Annotated in this window: 22 protein-coding genes; 15 read left to right on the top strand and 7 right to left on the bottom strand. The window is 71.5% G+C overall.

All coding sequences use genetic code 11. The features are described 5' to 3' along the window. The first annotated feature begins 25 nt into the window (after nucleotides 1-25). The 11 genes from hisI to lgt all read left to right on the top strand — a co-directional run bounded on the left by hisI (nucleotide 26) and on the right by lgt (nucleotide 8,967). Entirely contained in the window at nucleotides 26-430 is a 405-nt protein-coding gene (gene hisI / locus ACZ7OO_RS07605) for a phosphoribosyl-AMP cyclohydrolase (protein WP_471502520.1), read from the top strand. 11 nt (nucleotides 431-441) lie between these two features. Continuing rightward, on the top strand, nucleotides 442-1,929 hold the full coding sequence (locus ACZ7OO_RS07600) for an anthranilate synthase component I (protein WP_471502518.1): 1,488 nt from the start codon (nucleotides 442-444) through the stop codon (nucleotides 1,927-1,929). Between the two features lie 51 nt (nucleotides 1,930-1,980). Beyond that, nucleotides 1,981-2,625, top strand: a complete 645-nt coding sequence (locus ACZ7OO_RS07595; protein WP_471502516.1) for a TIGR02234 family membrane protein — start codon at nucleotides 1,981-1,983, stop codon at nucleotides 2,623-2,625. Between the two features lie 270 nt (nucleotides 2,626-2,895). Then, nucleotides 2,896-3,156 (top strand): HGxxPAAW family protein, encoded by a 261-nt coding sequence (locus ACZ7OO_RS07590; protein ID WP_471502514.1) that lies wholly within the window; start codon nucleotides 2,896-2,898, stop codon nucleotides 3,154-3,156. 76 nt (nucleotides 3,157-3,232) lie between these two features. After that, the gene (locus ACZ7OO_RS07585; RefSeq protein WP_471502512.1) at nucleotides 3,233-3,679 is read left to right on the top strand and encodes a DUF2752 domain-containing protein; all 447 of its coding nucleotides are present in this window, start codon (nucleotides 3,233-3,235) and stop codon (nucleotides 3,677-3,679) included. A gap of 139 nt (nucleotides 3,680-3,818) precedes the next feature. After that, nucleotides 3,819-4,628, top strand: a complete 810-nt coding sequence (gene trpC / locus ACZ7OO_RS07580) for an indole-3-glycerol phosphate synthase TrpC (RefSeq protein ID WP_471502510.1) — start codon at nucleotides 3,819-3,821, stop codon at nucleotides 4,626-4,628. Nucleotides 4,629-4,649: 21 nt separating this feature from the next. Then, on the top strand, nucleotides 4,650-4,847 hold the full coding sequence (gene trpM / locus ACZ7OO_RS07575; RefSeq protein WP_471502508.1) for a tryptophan biosynthesis modulator TrpM: 198 nt from the start codon (nucleotides 4,650-4,652) through the stop codon (nucleotides 4,845-4,847). A gap of 79 nt (nucleotides 4,848-4,926) precedes the next feature. Next, complete coding sequence (gene trpB, locus ACZ7OO_RS07570) at nucleotides 4,927-6,210, top strand: tryptophan synthase subunit beta (protein ID WP_471502506.1); 1,284 nt, start codon at nucleotides 4,927-4,929, stop codon at nucleotides 6,208-6,210. Beyond that, a complete protein-coding gene (gene trpA / locus ACZ7OO_RS07565; protein ID WP_471502504.1) occupies nucleotides 6,207-7,025 on the top strand; it encodes a tryptophan synthase subunit alpha in 819 nt (272 codons plus the stop codon). The genes trpB and trpA overlap by 4 nt, the downstream gene beginning before the upstream one ends. A gap of 87 nt (nucleotides 7,026-7,112) precedes the next feature. Further along, on the top strand, nucleotides 7,113-7,889 hold the full coding sequence (locus ACZ7OO_RS07560; protein ID WP_471502502.1) for a DsbA family protein: 777 nt from the start codon (nucleotides 7,113-7,115) through the stop codon (nucleotides 7,887-7,889). Nucleotides 7,890-7,980: 91 nt separating this feature from the next. Further along, on the top strand, nucleotides 7,981-8,967 hold the full coding sequence (gene lgt / locus ACZ7OO_RS07555) for a prolipoprotein diacylglyceryl transferase (protein WP_471502500.1): 987 nt from the start codon (nucleotides 7,981-7,983) through the stop codon (nucleotides 8,965-8,967). Between the two features lie 66 nt (nucleotides 8,968-9,033). Here the strand turns inward: lgt and ACZ7OO_RS07550 are convergent, their stop codons facing one another. The 7 genes from ACZ7OO_RS07550 to ACZ7OO_RS07520 are packed head-to-tail and all read right to left on the bottom strand — an operon-like array spanning nucleotide 9,034 to nucleotide 16,761. After that, complete coding sequence (locus ACZ7OO_RS07550; protein ID WP_471502498.1) at nucleotides 9,034-9,855, bottom strand: HpcH/HpaI aldolase/citrate lyase family protein; 822 nt, start codon at nucleotides 9,853-9,855, stop codon at nucleotides 9,034-9,036. After that, nucleotides 9,852-11,054, bottom strand: a complete 1,203-nt coding sequence (locus ACZ7OO_RS07545; RefSeq protein WP_471502496.1) for a CaiB/BaiF CoA transferase family protein — start codon at nucleotides 11,052-11,054, stop codon at nucleotides 9,852-9,854. The genes ACZ7OO_RS07550 and ACZ7OO_RS07545 overlap by 4 nt, the downstream gene beginning before the upstream one ends. Further along, the gene (gene rbsK / locus ACZ7OO_RS07540; RefSeq protein ID WP_471502494.1) at nucleotides 11,051-11,944 is read right to left on the bottom strand and encodes a ribokinase; all 894 of its coding nucleotides are present in this window, start codon (nucleotides 11,942-11,944) and stop codon (nucleotides 11,051-11,053) included. The genes ACZ7OO_RS07545 and rbsK overlap by 4 nt, the downstream gene beginning before the upstream one ends. Continuing rightward, nucleotides 11,941-13,365: an ADP-ribosylglycohydrolase family protein gene (locus tag ACZ7OO_RS07535; protein ID WP_471502492.1), complete on the bottom strand. Its 1,425-nt coding sequence runs from the start codon at nucleotides 13,363-13,365 to the stop codon at nucleotides 11,941-11,943. Before ACZ7OO_RS07535 ends, rbsK begins: the two co-directional genes overlap by 4 nt. Further along, nucleotides 13,353-14,528, bottom strand: a complete 1,176-nt coding sequence (locus ACZ7OO_RS07530) for an ADP-ribosylglycohydrolase family protein (RefSeq protein ID WP_471502490.1) — start codon at nucleotides 14,526-14,528, stop codon at nucleotides 13,353-13,355. Before ACZ7OO_RS07530 ends, ACZ7OO_RS07535 begins: the two co-directional genes overlap by 13 nt. Nucleotides 14,529-14,536: 8 nt before the next feature. Continuing rightward, complete coding sequence (locus ACZ7OO_RS07525; protein ID WP_471502488.1) at nucleotides 14,537-15,655, bottom strand: ADP-ribosylglycohydrolase family protein; 1,119 nt, start codon at nucleotides 15,653-15,655, stop codon at nucleotides 14,537-14,539. Beyond that, nucleotides 15,652-16,761 carry an ADP-ribosylglycohydrolase family protein gene (locus ACZ7OO_RS07520; protein ID WP_471502486.1) on the bottom strand — a complete coding sequence of 370 codons (1,110 nt, stop codon included), beginning with the start codon at nucleotides 16,759-16,761 and terminating at the stop codon, nucleotides 15,652-15,654. The genes ACZ7OO_RS07525 and ACZ7OO_RS07520 overlap by 4 nt, the downstream gene beginning before the upstream one ends. Before the next feature lie 296 nt (nucleotides 16,762-17,057). On the opposite strand from ACZ7OO_RS07520, the gene ACZ7OO_RS07515 reads away from it, so the two are divergent. The 4 genes from ACZ7OO_RS07515 (at nucleotide 17,058) to ACZ7OO_RS07500 (ending at nucleotide 25,129) form a co-directional block, all read left to right on the top strand. Continuing rightward, nucleotides 17,058-17,789, top strand: a complete 732-nt coding sequence (locus ACZ7OO_RS07515; RefSeq protein WP_471502484.1) for a VIT1/CCC1 transporter family protein — start codon at nucleotides 17,058-17,060, stop codon at nucleotides 17,787-17,789. Nucleotides 17,790-18,164: 375 nt separating this feature from the next. Then, a complete protein-coding gene (gltB, locus tag ACZ7OO_RS07510; protein WP_471502481.1) occupies nucleotides 18,165-22,769 on the top strand; it encodes a glutamate synthase large subunit in 4,605 nt (1,534 codons plus the stop codon). Then, nucleotides 22,762-24,222, top strand: a complete 1,461-nt coding sequence (locus tag ACZ7OO_RS07505; RefSeq protein ID WP_471502479.1) for a glutamate synthase subunit beta — start codon at nucleotides 22,762-22,764, stop codon at nucleotides 24,220-24,222. Before gltB ends, ACZ7OO_RS07505 begins: the two co-directional genes overlap by 8 nt. A gap of 181 nt (nucleotides 24,223-24,403) precedes the next feature. After that, entirely contained in the window at nucleotides 24,404-25,129 is a 726-nt protein-coding gene (locus ACZ7OO_RS07500; protein ID WP_471502477.1) for a vWA domain-containing protein, read from the top strand. Nucleotides 25,130-25,160: the final 31 nt, after the last annotated feature.

The following is a 25,160-nucleotide window of genomic DNA, read 5'->3' as shown; positions in this document are numbered from 1 at the left end:
GGTGCCGCGCGGCACAATGGCACCCATGACCAGTACGACCGGTACGCCCCCGCCCAGCGGCCTCGCCCCGGAGATCGCCGCCCGCCTCAAGCGCAGCGCCGACGGCCTCCTGCCCGCCATCGCCCAGCAGTACGACACGGGCGAGGTACTGATGCTCGGCTGGATGGACGACGAGGCCCTGCACCGCACCCTCACCACCGGCCGCTGCACGTACTGGTCGCGCAGCCGCCAGGAGTACTGGGTCAAGGGCGACACCTCCGGCCACTTCCAGTGGGTCAGGTCCGTCGCCCTCGACTGCGACGCCGACACCCTGCTGGTCAAGGTCGACCAGGTGGGTGCCGCCTGCCACACCGGCGACCGCACCTGCTTCGACGCCGACGTGCTGCTCAAGGACGGCGCCGGTCCCGCCGTCCCGGCCTCCGATCAGTAAGGTCTGCCGCCATGGACCTAGAGACCTTCCGCAAGCTGGCGACCGACCGGCGTGTCATCCCGGTCACCCGCAAGCTCCTCGCCGACGGCGACACCCCGGTCGCGCTCTACCGCAAGCTCGCCGCCGAGCGCCCCGGCACCTTCCTGCTGGAGTCCGCCGAGAACGGCCGCACGGCCTTCCAATGGTCTCGCTACTCGTTCATCGGCGTGCGTTCCTCGGCCACCCTCACCACCCGTGACGGCCAGGCCCACTGGCTCGGCGTCCCGCCCGTCGGCGTGCCCGTCGACGGTGACCCGCTGGCCGCCCTGCGCGCCACCATCGAGGCCCTGCACACCCCGCGCGCGGAGGATCTGCCCCCGTTCACCGGCGGCATGGTCGGCTATCTGGGGTACGACATCGTGCGCCGCCTGGAGAAGATCGGTCCGGGGGAGCGGGACGACCTCAAGCTGCCCGAGCTGACCATGCTCCTCACCAGCGACCTCGCGGTGATGGACCACTGGGAGGGCTCGGTCCTGCTGATCGCCAACGCGATCAACCACAACGACCTCGACACCGGCGTCGACGAGGCCCACGCCGACGCGGTCGCCCGCCTCGACGCCATGGAGGCCGACCTCTCCCGCCCGGTCGCCCAGCCCCCGGCCGCCCTGCCCCCCTCCGAACTCCCCGAGTACACCGCCCTGTGGGGCGGCCCCGACTTCCAGGTCGCCGTCGAGGACATCAAGGAGCGCATCCGCGCGGGCGAGGCCTTCCAGGTCGTTCCCTCGCAGCGCTTCGAAACCCCCTGCACGGCCAGCGCGCTGGACGTCTACCGCGTGCTGAGGGCCACCAACCCCTCGCCGTACATGTACCTCTTCCGCTTCGAGGGCTTCGACGTCGTCGGCTCGTCCCCGGAGGCCCTGGTCAAGGTCGAGGACGGGCGGGCCATGGTCCACCCCATCGCCGGCACCCGGCCGCGCGGGGCCACCCCGCGGGAGGACCAGGACCTCGCCGACGAGCTGATGGCCGACCCCAAGGAGCGCGCCGAGCACCTGATGCTCGTCGACCTCGGGCGCAACGACCTGGGCCGGGTCTGCGAACCGGGCTCCGTAGAGGTCGTCGACTTCATGTCCGTCGAGCGGTACTCGCACGTCATGCACATCGTCTCCACGGTCACCGGAAAGGTCTCCGAGGGCCGCACCGCCTTCGACGTCCTCACCGCCTGCTTCCCGGCCGGCACCCTCTCCGGCGCCCCCAAGCCCCGGGCGATGCAGATCATCGACGAACTGGAGCCGTCCAGAAGGGGGTTGTACGGCGGCTGCGTCGGCTACCTCGACTTCGCCGGCGACTCCGACACCGCCATCGCCATCCGCACGGCCCTGCTGCGGGACGGCACGGCGTACGTCCAGGCGGGCGCGGGCATCGTCGCCGACTCGAACCCGGTCGCGGAGGACCAGGAGTGCCGCAACAAGGCGGCGGCGGTCCTGCGCGCGGTGCACACGGCCAACAGACTGGGAAAGTAGGGCGCTTCTCACTCAACCCCGGGTGACAGTTCGCCCGGGGTTCAGGCCATAGTGGAGTACGTGACTGCTGTTCCTCACCCCCGTTCCGAAGCCGCCGCACCCGCCGGGTCCGGCCGCCGCAGCCTTGCCGTCGCACTGTTGTTCGGTGCACTCGGCGCGGCCGTGGCCCTGCTGTCCAGCCGGCAGCGCTGGGCGGAGGGGACCGCGACGGTGGCGGGTGGCGCCTTCCCACTGACCGCCAGGGGCAGTGACGTCACGGGCGTCCCCGCGGCCCTCGCCATAGTGGGCCTCGCCGCGCTCGTCGCCGTCTTCGCCGTCCGCAAGGCCGGCCGCTTCCTGGTCTCCGGGCTCCTCGCGCTCTCCGGTGCCGGCATCGTCGCCGCCGCCCTGGCGGGCGCCTCCGACGGCTCCGCGCTGGACGAGAAGGCCGCCGAGGCCAGCGGCGACAGCTCCGCCACGGTCGCCGCCCTCAGCCACACCGGCTGGCCGTACGTCGCCGCGGTCGGCGGCGCGCTCATCCTGGTCGCCGGACTCCTCGCGCTGCGCTACGGCCGCCTCTGGCCCGCCATGTCCGGCCGCTACGAGCGCGGCACCGGAGCGGAGCGGCCCCGCCGCGCACCCAAGCCGGTCGACCCGGACCGCCCCGAGGACATCTGGAAGGCCCTGGACCGCGGCGAGGACCCCACCGGTGCGTGAGGGTTCCGCCGTGCTGTGAGTGCCGCGACGGACCGTCGGATGTCTGCGGCGCCGCCGTGGCTGCGCGCGCCCACGCGGTGCAGCCGCACACCGGCCACGGCCCCGCGTCCCTGCCGGGGCGCTGTGTCCGATGTGGCGCATCAGACGCCACCCCCGCTCACGGCACGCGTGCGCGTACGGGACAATGGAGGACGAGCGTCCGGAACGGACCCGTACGAGCGCGGCCACGGACGGCACGTACGACACGCACCAGCTAACGAGGAGCAAGTCATGGCGGGCAGCAGCCACGGTCACACCCCGGCCGCCTGGACCGGCGTCACCATCGCCTTCATCGGTTTCTGCGTCGCGGGCGCCTTCATGGTGATGGCGCAGCCGGTGGGGTTCTGGGCCGGCATGGTGATCGTGCTCCTCGGTGGCGTGGTCGGCATGATCATGCGTGCCATGGGCCTCGGCATGCCGAAGCAGTCCGCCCCGGTGACGCACGCCGCCGCTCCGGCCACCCCCCGCGAGCCGGTCACCGCCGAGAGCTGACCGGCAGCACTTCCCGAGGGGCGTTCCGAGACATCGGGCCGCCCCTCGCGCGCGTGTGCCGACCGTACGGGGCACAATGCGAGGCGTGAACGCCGACACTCCCAGCGCAGCCGCCCCGGCGCTGCCCTCCCTGCGAGGGCGGCTGGCCGTGCCCGCGGGGGTGATGGCCGCCGTCGTCGGGGCCTTCGCCTACGTCGGCACGGTCGACCCCAACCAGCCCGGCCACTACCCGGTCTGCCCGCTCTACCGGCTCACCGGCCTGTACTGCCCCGGCTGCGGCGGCCTGCGCAGCGCGCACGCGTTCATCCACGGCGACTTCCTGGCCGCGCTGCGGGACAACGCGGCGGGAGTGGCCGCCTACCTGGCCTTCGCCGTGGTGTGGACGGTCTGGGTGGTGCGCGCGGTACGCGGCCGGCCCTTCCGGATCGAGCTCAGGCCGGTGCCGATGTGGACCCTCGGTGCGTTGCTGCTGGTCTTCACCGTCGTCCGGAACCTGCCCTTCGCCGGCTGGTCGCATCCTTGATCAGCCGGCGAACGTCCCAGGTGGAGGGAGTGCCGTCAGCTGGATGCGAGGACTGGGCCATCCTGCGGATACCATCGATGTGACCATGGGTTTTGACCCGCCTGGAAGAACCGTCCGGAACCGGAAGGGGACCGCTCGCGTGAGTGTGCTCGACGAGATCATCGACGGAGTCCGTGCCGACCTCGCGGAGCGGCAGGCGCGCGTCAGCCTCGACGAGCTCAAGGAGCGCGCGGCGAAGGCGCCCGCCGCGAAGGACGGCGTGGCCGCACTGCGCGGCGACGGCGTCAAGGTGATCTGCGAGGTCAAGCGCTCCAGCCCGTCCAAGGGCGCGCTGTCCGCGATCGCCGACCCGGCCGGGCTCGCCGCGGACTACGAGGCGGGAGGCGCGGCCGTCATCTCGGTCCTGACCGAGCAGCGCCGCTTCGGCGGCTCGCTGGCGGACCTGGAGGCGGTCCGGGGCCGCGTGGACATCCCGGTCCTGCGCAAGGACTTCATCGTCACGTCGTACCAGCTGTGGGAGGCCCGGGCGTACGGCGCCGACCTCGCGCTGCTGATCGTCGCCGCCCTCGACCAGCCGGCCCTGGAGTCGCTGATCGAACGCGCGGTCTCCATCGGCCTCACCCCGCTCGTCGAGGTCCATGACGAGGACGAGATCGAGCGCGCGGTGGACGCGGGCGCCAAGGTGATCGGCGTCAACGCGCGCAACCTGAAGACCCTGGAGGTCGACCGCTCCACCTTCGAGCGGATCGCCCCGGACATCCCCGACACCGTCGTCAAGGTCGCCGAGTCCGGCGTCCGCGGCCCGCACGACCTGATCGCCTACGCCAACGCGGGCGCCGACGCGGTCCTGGTCGGCGAGTCCCTGGTGACGGGCCGCGACCCCAAGTCGGCGGTGGCCGACCTGGTGGCGGCGGGCGAACACCCGGCACTGCGCCACGGCCGCCCCTGATCACCGGGTAGGGTTGGACCGATGACTTTCACCGTGACGACCGAGGACCGGCACGCCGGCTTGGCACGAGGCTGCCGGCCGCGTGGATGCCGCGCGCCTGCACGGCGTGTGCACGGTCGTCGGGTCCGGTACGTCATCGGAGACGAGCCGGGCCAGGTAAACGGACGGCGATGGCAGCGCCCCTCCAGGGGCGCGGGGAACTGCGCGAGCAACCACTGACGGCGTACAGCCGACAGACAACCCCGTCGCCCCACGGCGAACAGTGTCTCTTCACACGCACTCACCGTGAGGTTTCCGCATGCCCAGCGACTACTTCTTCCCTGATCCCGACGGTCAAGTCCCCAGCGCCGAAGGCTACTTCGGCACCTTCGGCGGCAAGTTCATCCCGGAGGCCCTCGTCGCCGCCGTGGACGAGGTCGCCGTCGAGTACGACAAGGCCAAGCACGACCCCGAGTTCGCCCGGGAACTCGACGACCTCCTGGTCAACTACACCGGCCGCCCCAGTTCCCTCACCGAGGTCCCCCGCTTCGCCGCGGAAGCGGGCGGCGCCCGGATCTTCCTCAAGCGCGAGGACCTCAACCACACCGGCTCCCACAAGATCAACAACGTGCTCGGCCAGGCCCTGCTCACCAGGCGCATGGGCAAGACCCGGGTGATCGCGGAGACCGGCGCCGGCCAGCACGGCGTGGCGACGGCCACGGCCTGCGCCCTGTTCGGCCTCGACTGCACCATCTACATGGGCGAGATCGACACCAGGCGCCAGGCGCTCAACGTGGCCCGGATGCGTATGCTCGGCGCCGAGGTCATCGCCGTGAAGTCCGGCAGCCGCACCCTGAAGGACGCCATCAACGAGGCGTTCCGTGACTGGGTGGCGAACGTCGACCACACCCACTACCTCTTCGGTACGGTCGCAGGCCCGCACCCCTTCCCGGCCATGGTCCGCGACTTCCACCGGGTCATCGGCGTCGAGACCCGCCGCCAGCTCCTGGAGCGGGTCGGCCGCCTCCCCGACGCCGCGATCGCCTGCGTCGGCGGCGGCTCCAACGCCATCGGCCTCTTCCACGCCTTCATCCCCGACGAAGGCGTCCGCCTCATCGGCTGCGAGCCCGCGGGGCACGGCATCGAGACCGGCGAGCACGCCGCCACCCTCACCGCCGGCGAGCCCGGCATCCTGCACGGCTCCCGGTCCTACGTCCTCCAGGACGAGGAGGGCCAGATCACCGAGCCGTACTCGATCTCGGCCGGTCTGGACTACCCGGGCATCGGCCCGGAGCACTCCTACCTCAAGGACTCGGGCCGCGGCGAGTACCGCGCGGTCACCGACGACGCGGCCATGCAGGCCCTGCGCCTGCTGTCCCGCACCGAGGGCATCATCCCGGCCATCGAGAGCGCCCACGCCCTCGCCGGCGCCCTGGAGGTCGGCAGGGAACTCGGCAAGGACGGGCTGATCGTCGTCAACCTGTCCGGCCGCGGCGACAAGGACATGGACACCGCCGCGCGCTACTTCGGGCTGTACGACACCGATGCCGAGGTCGCCGCCGACGCCACCGACACCGCCGAGATCGAGGGGGACGCCAAGTGAGCGGGAACATTCATCTGCTGTCCGACACCCTCGCCGGTGCCAAGGCCGAGGGACGCTCCGCGCTCATCGCCTACCTCCCGGCCGGGTTCCCGACCGTGACCGGCGGTATCGAGGCGATCAAGGCCGTCCTGGACGGCGGAGCCGATGTCGTGGAGGTCGGGCTGCCGCACAGCGACCCGGTGCTCGACGGTCCGGTCATCCAGACCGCCGACGACATCGCCCTGCGCGGCGGCGTCAAGATCGCGGACGTCATGCGCACGGTCAAGGAGGCCTACGCGGCCACCGGCAAGCCGATCCTCGTCATGACGTACTGGAACCCCATCGACCGCTACGGCGTCGAGCGCTTCACCGCGGAGCTGGCCGAGGCCGGCGGCGCGGGCTGCATCCTGCCCGACCTGCCCGTCCAGGAGTCCGCCCTGTGGCGGGAGCACGCCGAGAAGCACGGCCTCGCGACGATCTTCGTCGTGGCGCCGAGCAGCAAGGACGAGCGGCTCGCGCAGATCACCGCGGCGGGCAGCGGCTTCGTCTACGCGGCCTCCCTGATGGGCGTCACCGGCACGCGTGCGTCGGTCGGCGCGCAGGCCCAGGACCTGGTGGAACGCACCCGGGCCACCGGCACCGCGCTGCCCGTCTGCGTCGGCCTCGGTGTCTCCGACGCGGCCCAGGCCGCCGAGGTCGCCGGCTTCGCCGACGGCGTGATCGTCGGCTCGGCCTTCGTGAAGCGGATGCTGGACGCGCCGGACGACGCGGCCGGCGTGACGGCCGTCCGGGAACTCGCCGGTGACCTGGCGAGGGGCGTGCGCGGACAGGCGTAACTGCACACCGCGGAACGTCCGGTCACTCGAACGGGTGGACCTGGGACCGGGGAGGCGCGGTGCGCCTCCCCGGTTCGTTCTGGTGGTGTGAGCGAGAAGAATCGTGACGGAAAGCGGACGGCCCGCGAGCGGATCGCGGCCGACCGCGAGAAGCAGAAGGCCGCGGAGAAGCGACGGCGCGGACTGATCGTGGGCGCGAGCGTCGTATGCGTCCTCGGCCTGGCGGCGGTGATCGGTGTCGTCGCCGCGAACGCGGGCAAGGACAAGAAGAGCGAGAGCTCGGGCCCGGTCGTGGCGCCCTCGGGCGCGCAGGGCAAGGACAGCCTCGCGATCCCGGTCGGCAAGGACGGCGCCAAGGCGACGCTCACCGTCTGGGAGGACTTCCGCTGCCCGGCCTGCCAGGCCTTCGAGACGGCGTACCGCCCGACGCTCCACGAGCTGACCGACTCCGGCAAGCTCAGAATCGAATACCACCTGGCCACACTGATCGACGGCAACCTCGGCGGCAGCGGCTCCCGGAACGCGGCCAACGCGGCGGCCTGCGCCCAGGACGCGGGCAGGTTCCGCGACTACCACGACGTGCTGTACGAGAACCAGCCCGAGGAAACCGACGACGCCTTCTCGAACAACGACAAGCTGATCGAGCTGGCCGGCAAGGTCCAGGGCCTGAACACGCCGACGTTCCAGAAGTGCGTCAAGGACGGCAAGCACAACGCCTGGGTCGTGAAGTCCAACAAGGCCTTCCAGGCCGGCAAGTTCGGCGGCACCCCGACCGTGCTGCTCGACGGCAAGAACATCTACCAGGACCGGACCATGACCCCGGCCAGGCTGAAGCAACTGGTGGAGGACGCCAACAAGGGGTGAGCGGGACGAGCAATCCTCACGCCCCTGTTATGGAGCCGTAGCCGGGCTTGTTGCCGTCGGCCCGGTCCGGCACGGTAGCGTCGACCCTGCCATGGAAACACTTGCCTACATTCCCAGCCCTTCGCGCGGAGTGATCCACCTCGGTCCCATCCCGCTGCGTGGCTACGCCTTCTGCATCATCATCGGTGTCTTCGTAGCCGTCTGGCTCGGAAACAGGCGCTGGATCGCCCGGGGCGGCCGGACCGGCACCGTGGCCGACATCGCCGTCTGGGCCGTACCGTTCGGCCTGGTCGGCGGGCGTCTCTACCACGTGATCACGGACTACGAGCTGTACTTCAGCGAGGGCCGTGACTGGGTCGACGCGTTCAAGGTGTGGCAGGGCGGCCTCGGCATCTGGGGCGCGATCGCGCTCGGCGCGGTCGGCGCGTGGATCGGCTGCCGGCGCCGGGGCATCCCGCTGCCCGCCTACGCCGACGCCATCGCCCCCGGCATCGCCTTCGCCCAGGCGATCGGCCGCTGGGGCAACTGGTTCAACCAGGAGCTGTACGGTCGCGAGACACATCTGCCGTGGGCCCTGCACATCACCTCCTCCGAGGGCGGCCGGGTCCCCGGCTACTACCACCCGACCTTCCTCTACGAGTCGTTGTGGTGCATCGGCGTCGGCTTCCTGGTGATCTGGGCCGACCGCCGCTTCAAGCTGGGGCACGGGCGGGCGTTCGCGCTGTACGTCGCCGCGTACTGCGTGGGCCGCGGCTGGATCGAGTACATGCGCGTCGACGACGCCCACCACATCCTCGGCCTGCGGCTCAACGACTGGACCGCGATGATCGTGTTCCTGCTCGCGGTGCTGTACATGGTGCTGTCCGCGAAGAAGCGGCCGGGCCGGGAGGCGGTGGTCGAGCCGGGCGTCTTGGACGGTGACACCGAGGCGGACGGTACTGGTGAGGCCACTGAGTCCTCTGACACCGCTGAGGCTGTCGAAGCCAAGGAGGCTAACCACGGGGAGGCGTCCGAGAGCGAGGCCGAGCATGAGGCCGAAGCCAAGGACGAGGCCGGGTCAGCGACCAAGAAGAGCTGACCTGCCGATACGACCAAGAGGGCGCCCGGGATCGAACCGGGCGCCCTCTTCGTGTGCGGGGAGAAATCAGCGGCGGGTGCTCAGGGACAGGGTTCTGCGGGCCGTTGCCACCACCGCCGCGTCGATGAAGCTGCCGTCCGGGAGGGCCTGGGCACCCTGTTCCGTGGTGGCCGCCTTGAGGATCTTCTCGGCGTGTTCCAGTTCGGCCTGCGTGGGGAGATAGGCCCGTTCGATGATCGGGAGCTGGCGGGGGTGGATGGCGGCGCGGCCCAGGAAGCCCAGGGCGCGGCCGTGGGCGCAGGAGGCGGCGAGGCCCTTGAGGTCGCGGGTGTCGGGGTGGACCGACTGGGGCGGTGGGGCGAGGCCCGCGGCCCGGGCGGCGACCACGATCCGGGAACGGGACCAGTCGAGGCCGGTGTCGTCGCGTACCCCCAGGTCGGCCTGGAGGTCCGCCTCCCCGAGCGAGATGCCCCGCAGGGCGGGGTGAGCGGTGGCGATGGCGTAGGCGTGTTCGATGCCGAGGGCCGATTCGAGGAGGGCGTAGAGGGGAAGGGCGGCGCTCCGGGCCGCGATGTGGTGGATGTCGTCGGGACCGGTCACCTTGGGGAGACGCACACCGGCCAGGCCGGGGAGGCCGAGCAGGGCCTGGAGGTCGGCCGCGGCCCAGGGTGTGTCCAGGCCGTTGATCCGGACATGGACCGGGACCGCCTGGGGGTCGCCGAGGAGGTCGGCGGTGGCGGCGCGGGCGCAGTCCTTGCGGTCGGGGGCGACGGCGTCCTCCAGGTCGATCACCACCACGTCCGCGCCGCACGCCAGCGCCTTGGCGACGACATGCGGCCGGTCACCGGGGGCGTACAGCCAGGTCAGCGGGAAGGGGGCGGTGGTCATACGGCGCCCTCCTCGCGCAGGGCCCGCAACTCGGCCGGGGTCAGGCCCAGTTCGGTGAGGACCTCCTCCGTGTCGGCGCCGTGCGGACGGCCGGTCCAGCGGATCGCGCCGGGGGTGGAGGAGAGCCGGAAGAGGACGTTCTGCATGCGCAGCGGCCCCAGTTCGGGGTCGGGGACGGCGGTGATCGTGTCCAGCGCCAGGTACTGCGGGTCGTCCATCACGTCCCGGACGTCCTGGATGGGGGCCACCGCCGCCTCCGCCTTCTCGAACTCGGCCAGCACCTCGGCGCGGGAGCGGGTGGCGATCCAGTCACCGACGGCCGCGTCGAGGACGTCGGAGTGCGCGGCCCGGTCGGCGCCGGTGGCGAACCACGGCTCGTCGATCAGCTCCGGGCGCCCGACCAGCCGCAGTACGCGTTCCGCGATCGACTGGGCCGAGGTGGAGACGGCGACCCAGGTCCCGTCCGCCGTGCGATAGGTGTTGCGCGGGGCGTTGTTGGCGGAGCGGTTGCCGGTGCGCTTCTGGACGTAACCGAGTTGGTCGTACCAGGTGGGCTGGGGGCCGAGGACGGTGAGGATCGGTTCGATGATCGCCAGGTCGACGACCTGGCCCTCGCCGGTGCGGTCCCGGGCGGCGAGCGCGGTCATCACGGCGTACGCGGTCGCCAGCGCCGCGATGGAGTCGGCGAGCCCGAACGGCGGCAGCGTGGGCGGGGCGTCCGGTTCGCCGGTGATCGCCGCGAAGCCGCTCATCGCCTCGGCGAGGGTGCCGAAGCCCGGCCGGTGGGCGTAGGGGCCGAACTGGCCGAAGGCGGTGACCCGGGTCAGGATCAGCCGGGGGTTGGCGGCGGAGAGTTCCTCCCAGCCGAGGTCCCACTTCTCCAGGGTGCCGGGCCGGAAGTTCTCCACGATCACGTCGGCGGTGGCGGCGAGCCGGAGCAGCGTGGCGCGGCCACCGGGCTTGGAAAGGTCGAGGGTGATGGTGCGCTTGTTGCGGCCGAGCACCTTCCACCACAGGCCGACGCCCTGCTTGGCCGGGCCGTGCCCCCGGGACGGGTCGGGTTTGGTGGGGTGCTCGACCTTGACGACCTCGGCGCCGAAGTCACCGAGCAGGGTTGCGGCGAGGGGGCCGGCGAAGAGCGTGGCCAGGTCGAGGACGCGCAGGCCGGCGAGGGGCTGGGGCTGTGTTGTCGTACTCATGCGGTGTACTGGGCCTCGATCTCCGGACGGTACGGCATGGACGTCGACGCCCCCGCCCGTTGCACGGCGAGCGCGGCCGCGGCCACCGCCCAGGACAGGGCCTCCCGGACCGGCTTCTCCTCGGCGAGGGCGACCGCGAGGGCGCCGACGAAGGTGTCGCCCGCGCCCGTCGAGTCCACGGCGGTCACCCGGGGCGCGGGGATGACCAGGGGCGCGGCGTCACGGGTGAGGTAGAGGCTGCCGGCCGCGCCGAGGGTGAGCACGACCTGCGGCACCAGACCGAGCAGGGCGGCGGCCGCGTCGCGCGGGTCGGTGTGGTCGGTGAGGGCGGCCGCCTCGCGCTCGTTGAGCACCAACAGGTCGATGTGGTCGAGGAGTTCGGAGGGAAGAGGGCGGGCGGGAGACGGGGTGAGGATGGTCCGGACGCCATGCCGGCGGGCGGCCTGCGCACCGGCGACGACCGCGGGCAACGGGATCTCCAGCTGGAGGAGGAGGGTGTCGGCGGAGGCGATGACGCCCTCGTCGCCGGGGGCGAGATGGTCAACGGTGCCGTTCGCGCCGGGGATCACGACGATCGCGTTGCCGCCCTCGTCGTCCACGACGATGTGCGCGGTGCCGGAGGGGCCCTCCATCGTGCGCAGCGAGTCGGTGTCCACACCGGAGTGTTCGAGGGTCTCCCGCATCCGGGTGCCGTAGGCGTCATGGCCGACCGCGCCGATCATCGAGACGGTGGCGCCGGCGCGGGCGGCGGCGATCGCCTGGTTGGCGCCCTTGCCACCGGGGACCGTACGGAACTCCCGTCCGGTCACGGTCTCGCCGAGCTGCGGGGCCTTCTCGACGTACGCGACGAGATCCATGTTCGCGCTGCCGAGTACGGCGATATGGGTCATGGGCGGGTCGCCTCCAGTTGGGTGAGGTGGGCGAGGGTGTCGAAGCTGGTGCTGTCGAATCCGGCGACGGAGGTGGCGAGTCGGTTCTTGAGCGGGGCCGTCCAGCGGTCGGGGAGGGCGTCGGGGTCGCCGGTGAGCAGCCCGGCGACGGAGCCGGTCGTCGCGCCGTTCGAGTCGGTGTCCCAACCGCCGCTCACCGCACGGCAGACGGAGCCGGTGAAGTCGCCGTTCGCGTGGGTGAGGGCGGCGGCGATCAGGGCGGTGTTGGGGATGGCGTGCACCCAGTGGTGGGTGGGGGAGTGGACGGCGTGGAGTTCGTCCACGACGGTGTCGAAGTCCTCGTGGGCGCCGGCGATGCGGATGGCGTGGTCGACGGCCTCGGCGAGCCGGGAACGGGGCGGGACGACGGAGCGGCCGGAGCGCAGACAGGCGTGGATGTCGTGGGCTCCGGTGGCGGCGGTGGCGATGGTGGCCGCCGTGAACATCGCCGCGTAGACGCCGTTGGCCGTGTGCGTGAGAGCGGCGTCGCGATGGGCCTGCTCGGCCGCGGCGGCCGGGTCGCCGGGGTTGGTCCAGCCGTGCACGTCGGCGCGGATCAGGGCGCCGATCCACTCGCGGAAGGGGTTGCGGTGGCGGGCGGTGTGCGGGGGTTCGATACCGGTGAGGAGGTTGCGGTAGGCGATGCGCTCGGCGGTGAAGGTCCGGCCGGCGGGGAGTTCGTCGAGCCAGAGGGCGGCTACGTCGGTGGTGGTGAAGCCTCTGGTGTGACGTTGGAGCAGGAGGAGGTTGAGGAGGGGGTAGTTGAGATCGTCGTCCTCGGGCATGCCGTCGATGTTCTCGACGAGGGAGGTGGCGGCGGAGCGGCGGTTCCAGGGGTGGGCCGAGAGAAGGGCGGCGGGGACGCCGCGGGCGGTGAAGTAGTGGTTCAAGGGCCAGTTGCCGGCGGAACGGGCGAGTTCGCGGATGGCGTGGAGGGGGAGTTTCTCGACGGGTTTGCCGAGGAGGCAACCGACGGCTCGGCCGAGCCAGGCGGCTTCGTAGGCGCGGGTGGGAGGTGCCCCGTCAGGGGCGCGAAGAACTGCGTGACCAGCCACATCGTGCCCGCAGGCGCACGACGGGTCGCAGGGCCCTCCCTCTCGCGCGGTCGGCCACTTGGGACACAGCGCCTTGATCTCGTCCAGATCCGTAGGCTCGTTCAACCGGCTCGGCAGGTCCGCCAGTTCGTCCAGCAGGTCCTCCGCCAGCTGCCGGAGATAGCGCGACGCCCGGTTTGGTGACGCGCCCGCGCGGCTCGGCGCTTCCGCGCCGCCCGCCGCCCGCCAGCGCGCCTCGACGGCGCCGGGCTCCCGGCCGTCCTGCCGGGCCTGGCGGATCTCATGTCCCAGCAGGTCCTCCGGCTGGACCCAGGTCAGGCGGAGCATCCCGCGCCCCCGAGGCGAGCGAAGGACTCCTCGTGGGCGCGCCGCAGGCCCGTGTCGCGGGTGAAGATCTCCCTGGTCACGGCGGTCAGCGTGCGGGGCGGCTCCCAGAGGTCGAGACGGCTTGCCTCGGCGACCCGCTTCGACCACTCCGCCGGCACGGCGGAGCCCAGCGCACCGGCGATCGCGCCCGCCATCGTGGCGATCGAGTCGCAGTCGCGGCCGTAGTTGACGGACCCGAGGACGGCCTGGCGGTAGTCGCCGTCGGCCACCAGCAACATGCCGAGCGCCACGGGCAGTTCCTCGATCGCGTGGAGGCGGGAGGGGCGGCGGGCGCCGAGGGAGGGGGCGCGGTAGTCGGGGCCGACGGTGTCGTAGGGGGTGACCGCCTCGCGGAGCGGGGTGAGCGCCGACTCGAAGTCGGTGTGGTGTGCGGCCACTTCACAGACCGCTTCGATCGCCGTTCGGGTGCCGTCCTTCGCCAGGGACAGGCACGCGCTGACGACGGAGTCCGGTGTCGCCCCGGGCGTGGCCGCCGCCGCCACCGCCGCGGCGAAGACGCCCGCCGCCTCCCTGCCGTACGACGACTGGTGGGCACCCGCGATGTCCAGGGCCTCGGCGTAGGCGGCGCGCGGGTTCGCCGCGTTGACCAGGCCGACCGGGGCCATGTACATCGCCGCGCCGCAGTTGACGATGTTGCCGGCGCCGGCCTCGCGGGGGTCGACATGACCGTAGTGGAGGCGGGTCGCCAGCCACTTCTCGGCGAGGAAGATCCGGTGGAGAGGGATGGTCTCGGTCTCCAGCTCGGGGATCCAGCGGGGGGTGGTCATCAGATCGGGGACCAGGTGGTCGGCGATCGCGTAGGCGTCGAGGTGGTCGCGGACGCGGTCGTACACCCGTACCAGCGCATGGGTCATCAAGGTGTCGTCGGTGACGTGCCCGTCGCCCTTGTGGTACGGGGCGATGGGGCGGGCGGTGCGCCAGGCGTCGCCGTTCCAGGGGCCGACGATGCCGTGGACGCGGCCGCCGTGGCGTTCGAGGATCTGCTCGGGGGAGTAGCCCTCGACCGGGCCGCCGAGAGCGTCGCCGACAGCGGCCCCGACGAGGGCTCCGGTGATCCGTTCGTCCAGTGAAGATCCGGTGCTTTCTTGTACTTTGGGCGTCATGCACCGAATCATCCACCTGGATGGGCCGGTTGTGTGGCTTCCAGGAGTTCGGCGAGTTCCACGAGGTCGGTGCCGGTGAGGCGGGGCAGGGCGCAGCCGGAGAGGGTGCGGCAGGCGTCCCGCCAGGGCGACGGGATCGAGTCGCCGCCGCCGAGGGCGCCGGTGAGCGCACCGGCCAGGGCGGGGGCCGAGTCGGCGACCCGGGAGAGACAGGCGGCGGCGGGGACGGCCTCGGCGATCCGGCCGCGCGCGGCGGTCGCGAGGGCGAGGGCGACCGGGACGGTTTCGGCGGCGGCGATGCCGTAGCTGTAGACGTGGTCGACGATTTGGTGTTCGAGGAGCGGGACGAGGGCGAATGCCGTGTCGGCTGTGCCGGTGAGGGTCAGGGCGTGGCGGGCGTTGCGGCCGATCTCGGTGGCCTCGGGGAGTTCGGTGAGCGCTGCGGCCACGCAGGTCTCCACCTCGGCGCCGACGAGGGCGAGCGCGAGGGCCGCCGCCATGGCACGGGCGCCGTGCACTCCGTCGCCGTCCTGGGTGTAGCGGGCGTCGAACTCGGCGAGGTCGGCGGCGCGTTGGGGGTCACCGCGGTGGGCGACGGCCAGTGCGCAGGCACGGACGCAGGCGGCGTCGTCGAAGTAGTGCGGGTTGTCGTGGCCGGTGGCGGGCGGGCGCAGACCGGTGGCGAGGTTGCCGAGGCCGGCGCGGACGGAGATACGGGCGCGCAGGGGGAGGACGGCCGACTCGATCTCGGGGGCGCGTTGCGCGGCGGCGGCGACCTCGGAGGCGACGGCGGTCCAGGTGAGGTCGATGGCGGCGCGGGTACGGAGCTCACGGCTGAGGTCGGCGAGGGCGGTGTCGTCGCCGGCGCGCAGGACGGCTTCCGCGGCGAAGGCAGCCCACTCGGCGTCGTCCGAGGGGCCGAGACGGAGGGGTTCGGGGGGCTGGTTGAGGGCGATGGGGACGGGGAGGGTGGTGGTGGCGTTCTGCTCGGCGAAGGTGTCGAGCTCCCGGGTGAGACGGCGGGTCCACTCCGGCATGCGGGCGGCGCGGTGCCGGGCGGCGGGCCAGCCGGCGGCGTCGCCCGCGGCGAGGCCGAGCAGAAGCCCCTCGATACGACGCCGGTTCACCGCTGGACCTCGCTGTAACGTCGCGGCTCGGTCGGCAGGGCGGCCGTGGTGAAGAGCCGCTCGGTCGGCAGAGGGGCCGGCGTCGGGGGTCGCGGCTGGGTCCGTGTCACCGCCCCCGTCAGCAGCTCCGCCACCTCCAGTACATGCTGGCCCGCCATCGACGGCAGGCAGCTTCCCCGGGCCGGCCCGATCGCCGCGCCCCACTCCGCCGGGATCGCCCCCTCTCCCTGTGTCGCCCCCGCCAGCGCGCCGGCCACCGCGGCCGTGGTGTCCGCGTCGCGCCCCATGTTGACGGCCGTCAGCACCGCGTCCCGGAAGTCGCCGTCCGCCGCCGCGTACGCCCCGAAGGCCAGGGCCACCGCCTCCGGGGCCAGGTCGGTCCACGGGTATCCGCCGATGACGACCGCCGAGCGGACCGCCCGTTCGCCCCCGTGAGCCACCGCGACCGCCCGGCGCAGGGAGCGTGCCGTCCACGAGTCGTCCGGTACCACCGCCAGCGCGGCCGCCACCACCGCCGTCGGAGGCGCTCCCGCCATCGCCGCCGCCACGCCCGCCGCCACCGCCTGGCCGCCGTAGATTCCCTCGCCCTCGTGGCTCACCGAGCCATCGATCGCGACCAGCCGGGCCGCCTCGGCGGGCCGCCCCGCCGCGAAGACGCCGAAGGGGGCCGCCCGCATGGCCAGGCCGTCGCTCCAGGCGTGCCGGTGCTGGGCGGAGATGGGGGCGGCGAGTCCCCGGCGGAGGTTCTCCAGGGTGCCGCGCTCGCTGAAACCGGCGCCCTTGAAGGGGCCCTCGGCGCGGTCGGCGATCCACTCGTGCCAGGCCGCCTCGACATGGGCCGGGGTGAGTGCCGAGCCGTGGCGGGCGAGGAGGAGGCCGGAGAAGATCGCGTATTCGGTGTCGTCCGTGCCGGCCGGGGTGTCGGTGACGTACCCCGTGATGCGGCCCCAGCGGGCGCGGATCTCGGAGGGCTTCATGTTCTCCGCCGGCGCCCCGAGCGCGTCGCCCACGGCCAGGCCCAGCAGCGCGCCCCGCGCCCGGTCGTGCAGCTGGGAGGCGCGCTCGTCGGGGGCGGGGACCGACGGCGTACAGACGATCGATGACATGGGCGGGCCTCTCCGGGAGGGGTTTCACGCCGGGGCGCGGAACCGTTTGCGGATGTGTCCCACCAACGGCGGTTGACCGCAGCCTGAGTGGCCTCCACATCACCCGGTCGACATTTGTGCAGTGCATCGCACAAGTGAGCGTAAAAAGGCAAAGCCGCAGGTTAGCCCAGCCTTTCCTTGCTGGCGACGGGGAATGTCGGGGCGTAGTGTCCATGTTGTCGAAAGATGGAATCAGTCCAAACTTAGCTTTGCCTCAGCTTATTCGGGGCTTGTTCAAGACCTCTTGGGGGACCCACATGGCCGTCATCGAGACCCGGGCGACACTGCACGAGGCGCACCGCGACAACCACACCCACCGGGATGTCAACGGAGGGTGGCTGCGGCCCGCCGTCTTCGGCGCCATGGACGGGCTCGTCTCCAACCTCGCCCTGATCACCGGTGTCGCGGGCGGGGCCGTCAGCCACCAGACCATCGTCATCACCGGGCTCGCGGGACTCGCCGCCGGCGCCTTCTCCATGGCGGCCGGCGAGTACACCTCCGTCGCCTCGCAGCGTGAGCTGGTCGAGGCCGAGCTGGACGTGGAGCGGAGGGAGCTGCGCAGGCACCCGCAGGACGAGGAAGCCGAGCTTGCCGCACTGTACGAGGCCAGAGGGGTCGAGGCGTCGCTCGCCCGGGAGGTCGCCCGGCAGCTGTCCGTCGACCCGGAGCGGGCGCTGGAGATACACGCCCGCGAGGAGCTGGGTATCGACCCCGGTGACCTGCCCTCGCCGCTGGTCGCCGCCGTGTCCTCCTTCGGCTCGTTCGCGCTGGGCGCGCTGCTGCCCGTGCTGCCGTACCTGCTCGGCGCCACCACGCTCTGGCCCGCCCTGCTGCTCGCGCTCTTCGGACTGTTCGGCTGCGGTGCCGTGGTGGCCAGGGTCACCGCGCGGACCTGGTGGTTCAGCGGCCTGCGGCAGCTCGCGCTGGGTGGCGCGGCGGCCGGTGTGACGTACGCCCTGGGCAGCCTGTTCGGAACCGCCGTAGGATAGTGCGACTGGTACCTATGCGTTGGGCCGCATAAGTACCCGTTACTCACTGGTTTCGAACGCTTAACCACTGGGCATGAGCCGTAAGCACCGCAGGCAAGGACGCCTGTCGTGCACCTGTGGGGTGACGACGACGCTCACCCTCGCCCCCTGCGGACCGATGGACACGGATCTGTCCGGATAGGTCCCCCACCACCTTCACCGCATCAGCGGTACCTCGCCGTACACCCCTGCGGCGTCCGCATGTTGGAACGGTGTATCCAGTTCCCGAGAACCGCTCCATCATGTAACCTGCGTGAAATTTCGCAACAATAACGCAGAGGGCCAGCGTCGTCCCTCGGCACCTGCTATACGCCACTGACGACGACGGGAGAGCCGATGCGTACGCCGCGCCAGCCGTCCCAGCACTCCACGAATGGCCAGAACTGGTCGTTCATGGATGCTCGCCCTGCTGCCCAGGGTATGTACGACCCCCGCAACGAGCACGATGCCTGTGGCGTCGGCTTTGTGGCCACCCTCACCGGCGAGGCGAGCCACGCGCTGGTCGAGCAGGCGCTCACGGTTCTGCGCAACCTGGAGCACCGCGGCGCGACCGGCTCCGAGCCCGACTCCGGCGACGGCGCCGGTCTCCTCTCCCAGGTGCCCGACGCCTTCCTCCGCGAGGTGGCCGGATTCGAACTGCCGGCGGCCGGCTCGTACGCCGTCGGTACCGCCTTCCTCTCCGAGGACGGCATCCAGGACGCCGTCTCGCGGATCGAGACGATCGCGGGCGAGGAGGGCCTCACCGTCCTCGGCTGGCGCGAGGTTCCGGTCGCCCCGGAGCTGCTCGGCGCCACCGCCCGCTCCACCATGCCGGTCTTCCGGCAGATCTTCGTGACCGACGGCGTCAGCGAGGGCATCGCGCTGGACCGCAGGGCGTTCGTGCTGCGCAAGCGCGCCGAGCGCGAGGTGGGCGTCTACTTCCCCTCGCTGTCCGCCCGGACCATCGTCTACAAGGGCATGCTGACCACCGGCCAGCTGGAGCCCTTCTTCCCGGACCTGTCCGACCGCCGCTTCGCGTCCGCGATCGCGCTCGTGCACTCCCGGTTCTCCACGAACACCTTCCCGTCGTGGCCGCTCGCGCACCCGTACCGGTTCGTCGCGCACAACGGTGAGATCAACACCGTCAAGGGCAACCGCAACTGGATGGTCGCCCGCGAGTCCCAGCTGGTCTCCGACCTGTTCGGCCCGCAGGAGAAGCTGGACCGCGTCTTCCCGATCTGCACACCCGACGCCTCCGACTCGGCGTCCTTCGACGAGGTGCTGGAACTCCTGCACCTGGGCGGGCGTTCGCTGCCGCACTCCGTGCTGATGATGATCCCGGAGGCGTGGGAGAACCACGACTCCATGGACCCGGCCCGGCGCGCCTTCTACGGCTACCACGCCACGATGATGGAGCCCTGGGACGGCCCGGCCTGTGTCACCTTCACCGACGGCTCCCAGGTCGGCGCCGTTCTCGACCGCAACGGTCTGCGCCCCGGCCGCTACTGGGTCACCGACGACGGCCTGGTCGTCCTCGGCTCCGAGGTCGGCGTCCTCGACATCGACCCCGCAAGGGTCGTCCGCAAGGGCCGGCTGCAGCCCGGCCGGATGTTCCTCGTGGACACCGTCGAGCACCGGATCATCGAGGACGACGAGATCAAGGCGACCCTCGCCGCCGCACAGCCCTACGCCGAGTGGCTGGAGGCCGGCGAGATCGAGCTGAGCGATCTGCCCGAGCGCGAGCACATCGTCCACACCCACGCCTCGGTCACCCGCCGCCAGCAGACCTTCGGCTACACCGAGGAAGAGCTGCGCGTCATCCTCGCGCCGATGGCCAAGGCCGGCGCCGAGCCGATCGGCTCCATGGGCACCGACTCGCCGATCGCCGCGCTCTCCGAGCGCCCGCGGCTGCTCTTCGACTACTTCACCCAGCTGTTCGCGCAGGTCACCAACCCGCCGCTGGACGCCATCCGCGAGGAGCTGGTCACCTCCCTGCGCTCCTCGCTCGGCCCGTCCGGCAACCTGCTGGAGCCGAACGCCGCGTCCTGCCGCTCCGTCGTGCTGCCCTTCCCGGTGATCGACAACGACGAGCTGGCCAAGCTCATCCACATCAACGCCGACGGCGACATGCCCGGCTTCAAGGCCGCGACCCTGTCCGGCCTGTACCGCGTCTCCGGCGGCGGTGACGCCCTCGCCGCCCGGATCGACGAGATCTGCGCCGAGGCCGACGCGGCCATCGAGAACGGCGCCCGCCTCATCGTCCTGTCGGACCGGCACTCGGACGCCGAGCACGCGCCGATCCCGTCGCTGCTGCTCACCGCGGCCGTCCACCACCACCTCATCCGCACCAAGCAGCGCACCCAGGTGGGCCTCCTCGTCGAGGCCGGTGACGTCCGCGAGGTCCACCATGTAGCTCTGCTGATCGGCTTCGGCGCCGCCGCGGTCAACCCGTACCTCGCCATGGAGTCCGTCGAGGACCTCACCCGCGCGGGCACCTTCCTGCCGGGCATGGACTCCGAGCAGGCCATCCGCAACCTGATCTACGCCCTCGGCAAGGGCGTTCTCAAGGTCATGTCGAAGATGGGCATCTCGACGGTCGCCTCCTACCGGGGCGCCCAGGTCTTCGAGGCCGTCGGTCTCGAAGAGGGCTTCGTCAACAAGTACTTCAGCGGCACCGCCTCCAAGATCGGGGGCGTCGGCATCGACGTCATCGCCAAGGAGGTCGCCGCCCGCCACGCCAAGGCGTACCCGGCCTCCGGCATCGCGCCGGCCCACCGCGCCCTCGACATAGGCGGCGAGTACCAGTGGCGCCGCGAGGGCGAGCCGCACCTGTTCGACCCGGAGACGGTCTTCCGCCTCCAGCACTCGACGCGTGCCAACCGCTACGACATCTTCAAGAAGTACACGGACCGGGTGAACGAGCAGTCCAAGCGCCTGATGACGCTCCGCGGGCTCTTCGCCTTCAAGTCCGGCGTCGAGGGGCGTCAGCCGATCTCCGTCGACGAGGTCGAGCCCGTCTCCGAGATCGTCAAGCGCTTCTCCACCGGCGCCATGTCGTACGGCTCCATCTCGCGCGAGGCCCACGAGACCCTCGCCATCGCCATGAACCAGCTGGGCGGCAAGTCCAACACCGGTGAGGGCGGCGAGGACCCGGACCGTCTCTACGACCCGGCGCGGCGCAGCGCCGTCAAGCAGGTGGCGTCCGGCCGGTTCGGCGTGACCTCCGAGTACCTGGTCAACGCGGACGACATCCAGATCAAGATGGCCCAGGGCGCCAAGCCCGGCGAGGGCGGCCAGCTGCCCGGCCACAAGGTCTACCCGTGGATCGCCAGGACCCGGCACTCCACCCCGGGCGTCGGCCTGATCTCCCCGCCGCCGCACCACGACATCTACTCCATCGAGGACCTGGCCCAGCTGATCCACGACCTCAAGAACGCGAACCCGCAGGCGCGGGTTCACGTCAAGCTGGTCTCGGAGGTCGGCGTCGGCACGGTCGCGGCCGGTGTGTCCAAGGCGCACGCGGACGTCGTGCTCATCTCGGGTCACGACGGCGGTACGGGCGCCTCCCCGCTCACCTCGCTGAAGCACGCGGGCGGTCCCTGGGAGCTCGGCCTCGCCGAGACCCAGCAGACCCTGTTGCTCAACGGCCTGCGGGACCGGATCGTCGTCCAGACCGACGGCCAGCTGAAGACCGGCCGTGACGTGGTCGTCGCCGCGCTGCTCGGCGCCGAGGAGTTCGGTTTCGCGACCGCGCCGCTCGTCGTCTCCGGCTGCATCATGATGCGCGTCTGCCACCTCGACACCTGCCCGGTCGGCGTCGCCACCCAGAACCCGGTGCTGCGCGACCGCTTCACCGGCAAGGCCGAGTACGTCGTGAACTTCTTCCGGTTCATCGCCGAGGAGGTCCGCGAGATCCTCGCCGAGCTGGGCTTCCGCTCCATCGAGGAGGCCGTCGGCCACGCGGAGGCGCTCGACGTCACCCGTGCCGTCGACCACTGGAAGGCACAGGGCCTGGACCTGTCCCCGCTCTTCCATGTGCCCGAGCTGCCCGAGGGCGCCGCGCTGCACCAGACCGTCCCGCAGGACCACGGCCTGGAGAAGGCCCTGGACAACGAGCTGATCAAGCTCGCCTCGGACGCCCTGGGCGCATCCAGCGCCACCGACGCCCAGCCGGTCCGCGCCCAGATCAAGGTGCGCAACATCAACCGCACGGTCGGCACCATGCTCGGCCACGAGGTGACGAAGAAGTTCGGCGGCGCGGGTCTGCCCGACGACACCATCGACATCACCTTCACCGGCTCGGCCGGCCAGTCCTTCGGCGCCTTCCTGCCGCGCGGTGTCACCCTGCGCCTCGAGGGCGACGCCAACGACTACGTCGGCAAGGGCCTCTCCGGCGGCCGTGTCATCGTGCGTCCCGACCGCAACGCCGACCACCTCGCCGAGTTCTCCACGATCGCGGGCAACACCATCGCCTACGGTGCGACCGGCGGCGAGCTGTTCCTGCGCGGTCGTACGGGCGAGCGGTTCTGTGTCCGCAACTCCGGTGCGCTGGTGGTCGCGGAGGGCGTGGGCGACCACGGCTGCGAGTACATGACCGGCGGTCACGCGGTGGTCCTCGGTGAGACGGGCCGCAACTTCGCGGCCGGTATGTCCGGTGGCATCGCGTACGTCATCGACCTGAACCGCGACAACGTCAACGTCGGCAACATCGAAGCCGTCGAGGCCCTGGACGACGCGGACAAGCAGTGGCTGCACGACGTGGTGCGCCGCCACGCCGAGGAGACCGGCTCCACGGTCGCCGAGAAGCTGCTCGCCGACTGGGACGCGGCCGTGCAGCGGTTCAGCAAGATCATCCCCAGCACGTACAAGGCAGTGCTCGCCGCCAAGGACGCCGCCGAGCGAGCGGGTCTCTCCGAGACCGAGATCACCGAGAAGATGATGGAGGCGGCGATCAATGGCTGACCCGAAGGGCTTCCTGAACCACGGCCGTGAGGTCGCCAAGACCCGTCCCGTCACCGAGCGCGTCCAGGACTGGAACGAGGTCTACGTCCCGGGCTCGCTGCTGCCGATCATCAGCAAGCAGGCCAGCCGGTGCATGGACTGCGGCATCCCGTTCTGCCACAACGGCTGTCCGCTCGGGAACCTGATCCCCGAGTGGAACGACTTCGCCTACCGCGAGGACTGGACGGCGGCCTCGGAGCGCCTGCACGCCACCAACAACTTCCCGGAGTTCACGGGACGGTTGTGCCCGGCTCCCTGTGAGTCGGCGTGTGTGCTCGGCATCAACCAGCCGGCCGTCACCATCAAGAACGTCGAGGTCTCGATCATCGACAAGGCGTGGGACGCGGGCACCGTCGCCCCGCAGGCCCCCGAGCGCCTGTCCGGCAAGACCGTCGCCGTGATCGGCTCGGGCCCGGCCGGCCTCGCCGCCGCCCAGCAGCTCACCCGGGCCGGCCACACGGTCGCCGTCTACGAGCGCGCCGACCGCATCGGCGGCCTGCTCCGCTACGGCATCCCCGAGTTCAAGATGGAGAAGCGGCACATCAACCGCCGTATCGAGCAGATGCGCGCGGAGGGCACCCGCTTCCGTACCGGTATCGAGATCGGCCGCGACCTCAAGGCGACCGACCTGAAGAAGCGGTACGACGCGATCGTCATCGCCGCCGGCGCCACGACCGCCCGTGATCTCCCCGTTCCCGGGCGGGAGTTGAAGGGCGTCTACCAGGCGATGGAGTACCTGCCCTTGTCGAACAAGGTCCAGGAGGGCGACTACGTCACCTCCCCGATCTCGGCCGAGGGCAAGCACGTGGTCGTCATCGGCGGTGGCGACACCGGCGCCGACTGCGTGGGCACCGCCCACCGTCAGGGCGCGGCCTCGGTCACCCAGCTGGAGATCATGCCCAGGCCGGGCGAGGACCGGGCGCCGCACCAGCCGTGGCCGACCTTCCCCATGCTCTACAAGGTCACCTCGGCGCACGAGGAGGGCGGTGAGCGGGTCTACTCCGTCTCCACCACCCACTTCGAGGGCGACGAGGACGGCAACGTCCAGTGGCTGCACCTCACCGAGGTGGAGTTCGTCGACGGCAAGCTGACCCCGAAGCCGGGCACCGAGCGCAGGATCCCGGCCCAGCTGGTGACGCTGGCCATGGGCTTCACGGGCACCGACCGGGTCAACGGCCTGGTCGAGCAGTTCGGCCTGGACCTCGACGAGCGGGGCAACATCGCCCGCGACGCCGACTTCCAGACCAATGTGCCGGGTGTCTTCGTCGCCGGTGACGCGGGCCGCGGCCAGTCCCTGATCGTCTGGGCGATCGCGGAGGGCCGCTCGGCCGCCAAGGGCGTCGACCGCTTCCTGACCGGAGCGAGCGAACTCCCGGCCCCGATCCGCCCGACGGACCGCTCGCTGATGGTCTGACCGACCCCGAAGAACGTCCCGTACAACGGCGTACGGGCGGGTTATCTGGGGGGATATCCCCCCAGACCCCCCGATGCGGCGCCTGCCCGCAGTCCCCGACCGGACGACTGGGCAGGTGCCGCAGCATTTCCGTGATCAAGTAATCTCGGCCTCCTGACCATGAATCGAGGGGGAGCAGGGGATGGCCGCGATCAGTCTCAGCAAGGTGCAGGAGTCCGCGCCCGCGCTGGTCGGCTCCTACCGGTCGGCCGGGATCTCCCTCACCAAGCACGGACTCGACGGACTCCGGGCCGCCGTCTACCTGGTCGTCGACTACTCCGGTTCCATGAAGCCGTACTACGCCGACGGCAGTGTGCAGTCCCTCGCCGACCGGGTGCTGGGCCTCTCCGCGCACCTGGACGACGACGGCCGGGTCCCCGTCGTCTTCTTCTCCACCGGCATCGACGCGGTCATCGACATCGAACTCGCCGAGCACCAGGGCCGTATCGAGAAGATCGCGGCCGGGCTCGGGCACATGGGCAAGACCAGCTACCACCTGGCCATGGACGCCGTCATCGACCACTACCTCGACAGCGGCGCCACCGCGCCCGCCCTGGTCGTCTTCCAGACCGACGGCGGCCCGATCAACAAGCTCGCCGCCGAACGCTACCTGTGCAAGGCGGCGAAGCTGCCGCTGTTCTGGCAGTTCGTCGGCTTCGGCGACCCGCACAGCAAACAGTTCGACTTTCTGCGCAAGCTCGACGAGCTGGCGGTGCCGGGCAAGCGGGCGGTGGACAACGCGGGCTTCTTCCACGCCGGTTCGGACCCGCTGAAGGTGCCGGACGGACAGCTGTACGACCGTCTCGTCGGCGAGTTCCCGCAGTGGCTGGCGGCGGCGCGGGCGGCGGGCATCGTACGGACCGACTGAGCCGATCGACTTCACGCGGCACCGTTGGCTG

Source organism: Streptomyces sp. NPDC111744 (assembly GCF_055634995.1).
The sequence above is the reverse complement of the archived record's forward strand: the minus strand, read 5'-3'. Positions and strand labels throughout refer to the sequence as shown.

Bases quoted from the DNA above. Each gene is read 5' to 3' on its own strand.
- ACZ7OO_RS07600 (WP_471502518.1), top strand. From the start codon at position 442: ATGGACCTAGAGACCTTCCGCAAGCTGGCGACCGACCGGCGTGTCATC.
- ACZ7OO_RS07590 (WP_471502514.1), top strand. From the start codon at position 2,896: ATGGCGGGCAGCAGCCACGGTCACACCCCGGCCGCCTGGACCGGCGTC.
- hisI (WP_471502520.1), top strand. From the start codon at position 26: ATGACCAGTACGACCGGTACGCCCCCGCCCAGCGGCCTCGCCCCGGAG.
- trpB (WP_471502506.1), top strand. From the start codon at position 4,927: ATGCCCAGCGACTACTTCTTCCCTGATCCCGACGGTCAAGTCCCCAGC.
- trpM (WP_471502508.1), top strand. From the start codon at position 4,650: ATGACTTTCACCGTGACGACCGAGGACCGGCACGCCGGCTTGGCACGA.
- ACZ7OO_RS07530 (WP_471502490.1), bottom strand. From the start codon at position 14,528: ATGACGCCCAAAGTACAAGAAAGCACCGGATCTTCACTGGACGAACGG.
- gltB (WP_471502481.1), top strand. From the start codon at position 18,165: ATGCGTACGCCGCGCCAGCCGTCCCAGCACTCCACGAATGGCCAGAAC.
- ACZ7OO_RS07585 (WP_471502512.1), top strand. From the start codon at position 3,233: ATGCGAGGCGTGAACGCCGACACTCCCAGCGCAGCCGCCCCGGCGCTG.
- ACZ7OO_RS07545 (WP_471502496.1), bottom strand. From the start codon at position 11,054: ATGAGTACGACAACACAGCCCCAGCCCCTCGCCGGCCTGCGCGTCCTC.
- lgt (WP_471502500.1), top strand. From the start codon at position 7,981: ATGGAAACACTTGCCTACATTCCCAGCCCTTCGCGCGGAGTGATCCAC.
- ACZ7OO_RS07505 (WP_471502479.1), top strand. From the start codon at position 22,762: ATGGCTGACCCGAAGGGCTTCCTGAACCACGGCCGTGAGGTCGCCAAG.
- ACZ7OO_RS07520 (WP_471502486.1), bottom strand. From the start codon at position 16,761: ATGTCATCGATCGTCTGTACGCCGTCGGTCCCCGCCCCCGACGAGCGC.
- ACZ7OO_RS07550 (WP_471502498.1), bottom strand. From the start codon at position 9,855: ATGACCACCGCCCCCTTCCCGCTGACCTGGCTGTACGCCCCCGGTGAC.
- ACZ7OO_RS07515 (WP_471502484.1), top strand. From the start codon at position 17,058: ATGGCCGTCATCGAGACCCGGGCGACACTGCACGAGGCGCACCGCGAC.
- rbsK (WP_471502494.1), bottom strand. From the start codon at position 11,944: ATGACCCATATCGCCGTACTCGGCAGCGCGAACATGGATCTCGTCGCG.
- ACZ7OO_RS07535 (WP_471502492.1), bottom strand. From the start codon at position 13,365: ATGCTCCGCCTGACCTGGGTCCAGCCGGAGGACCTGCTGGGACATGAG.
- ACZ7OO_RS07500 (WP_471502477.1), top strand. From the start codon at position 24,404: ATGGCCGCGATCAGTCTCAGCAAGGTGCAGGAGTCCGCGCCCGCGCTG.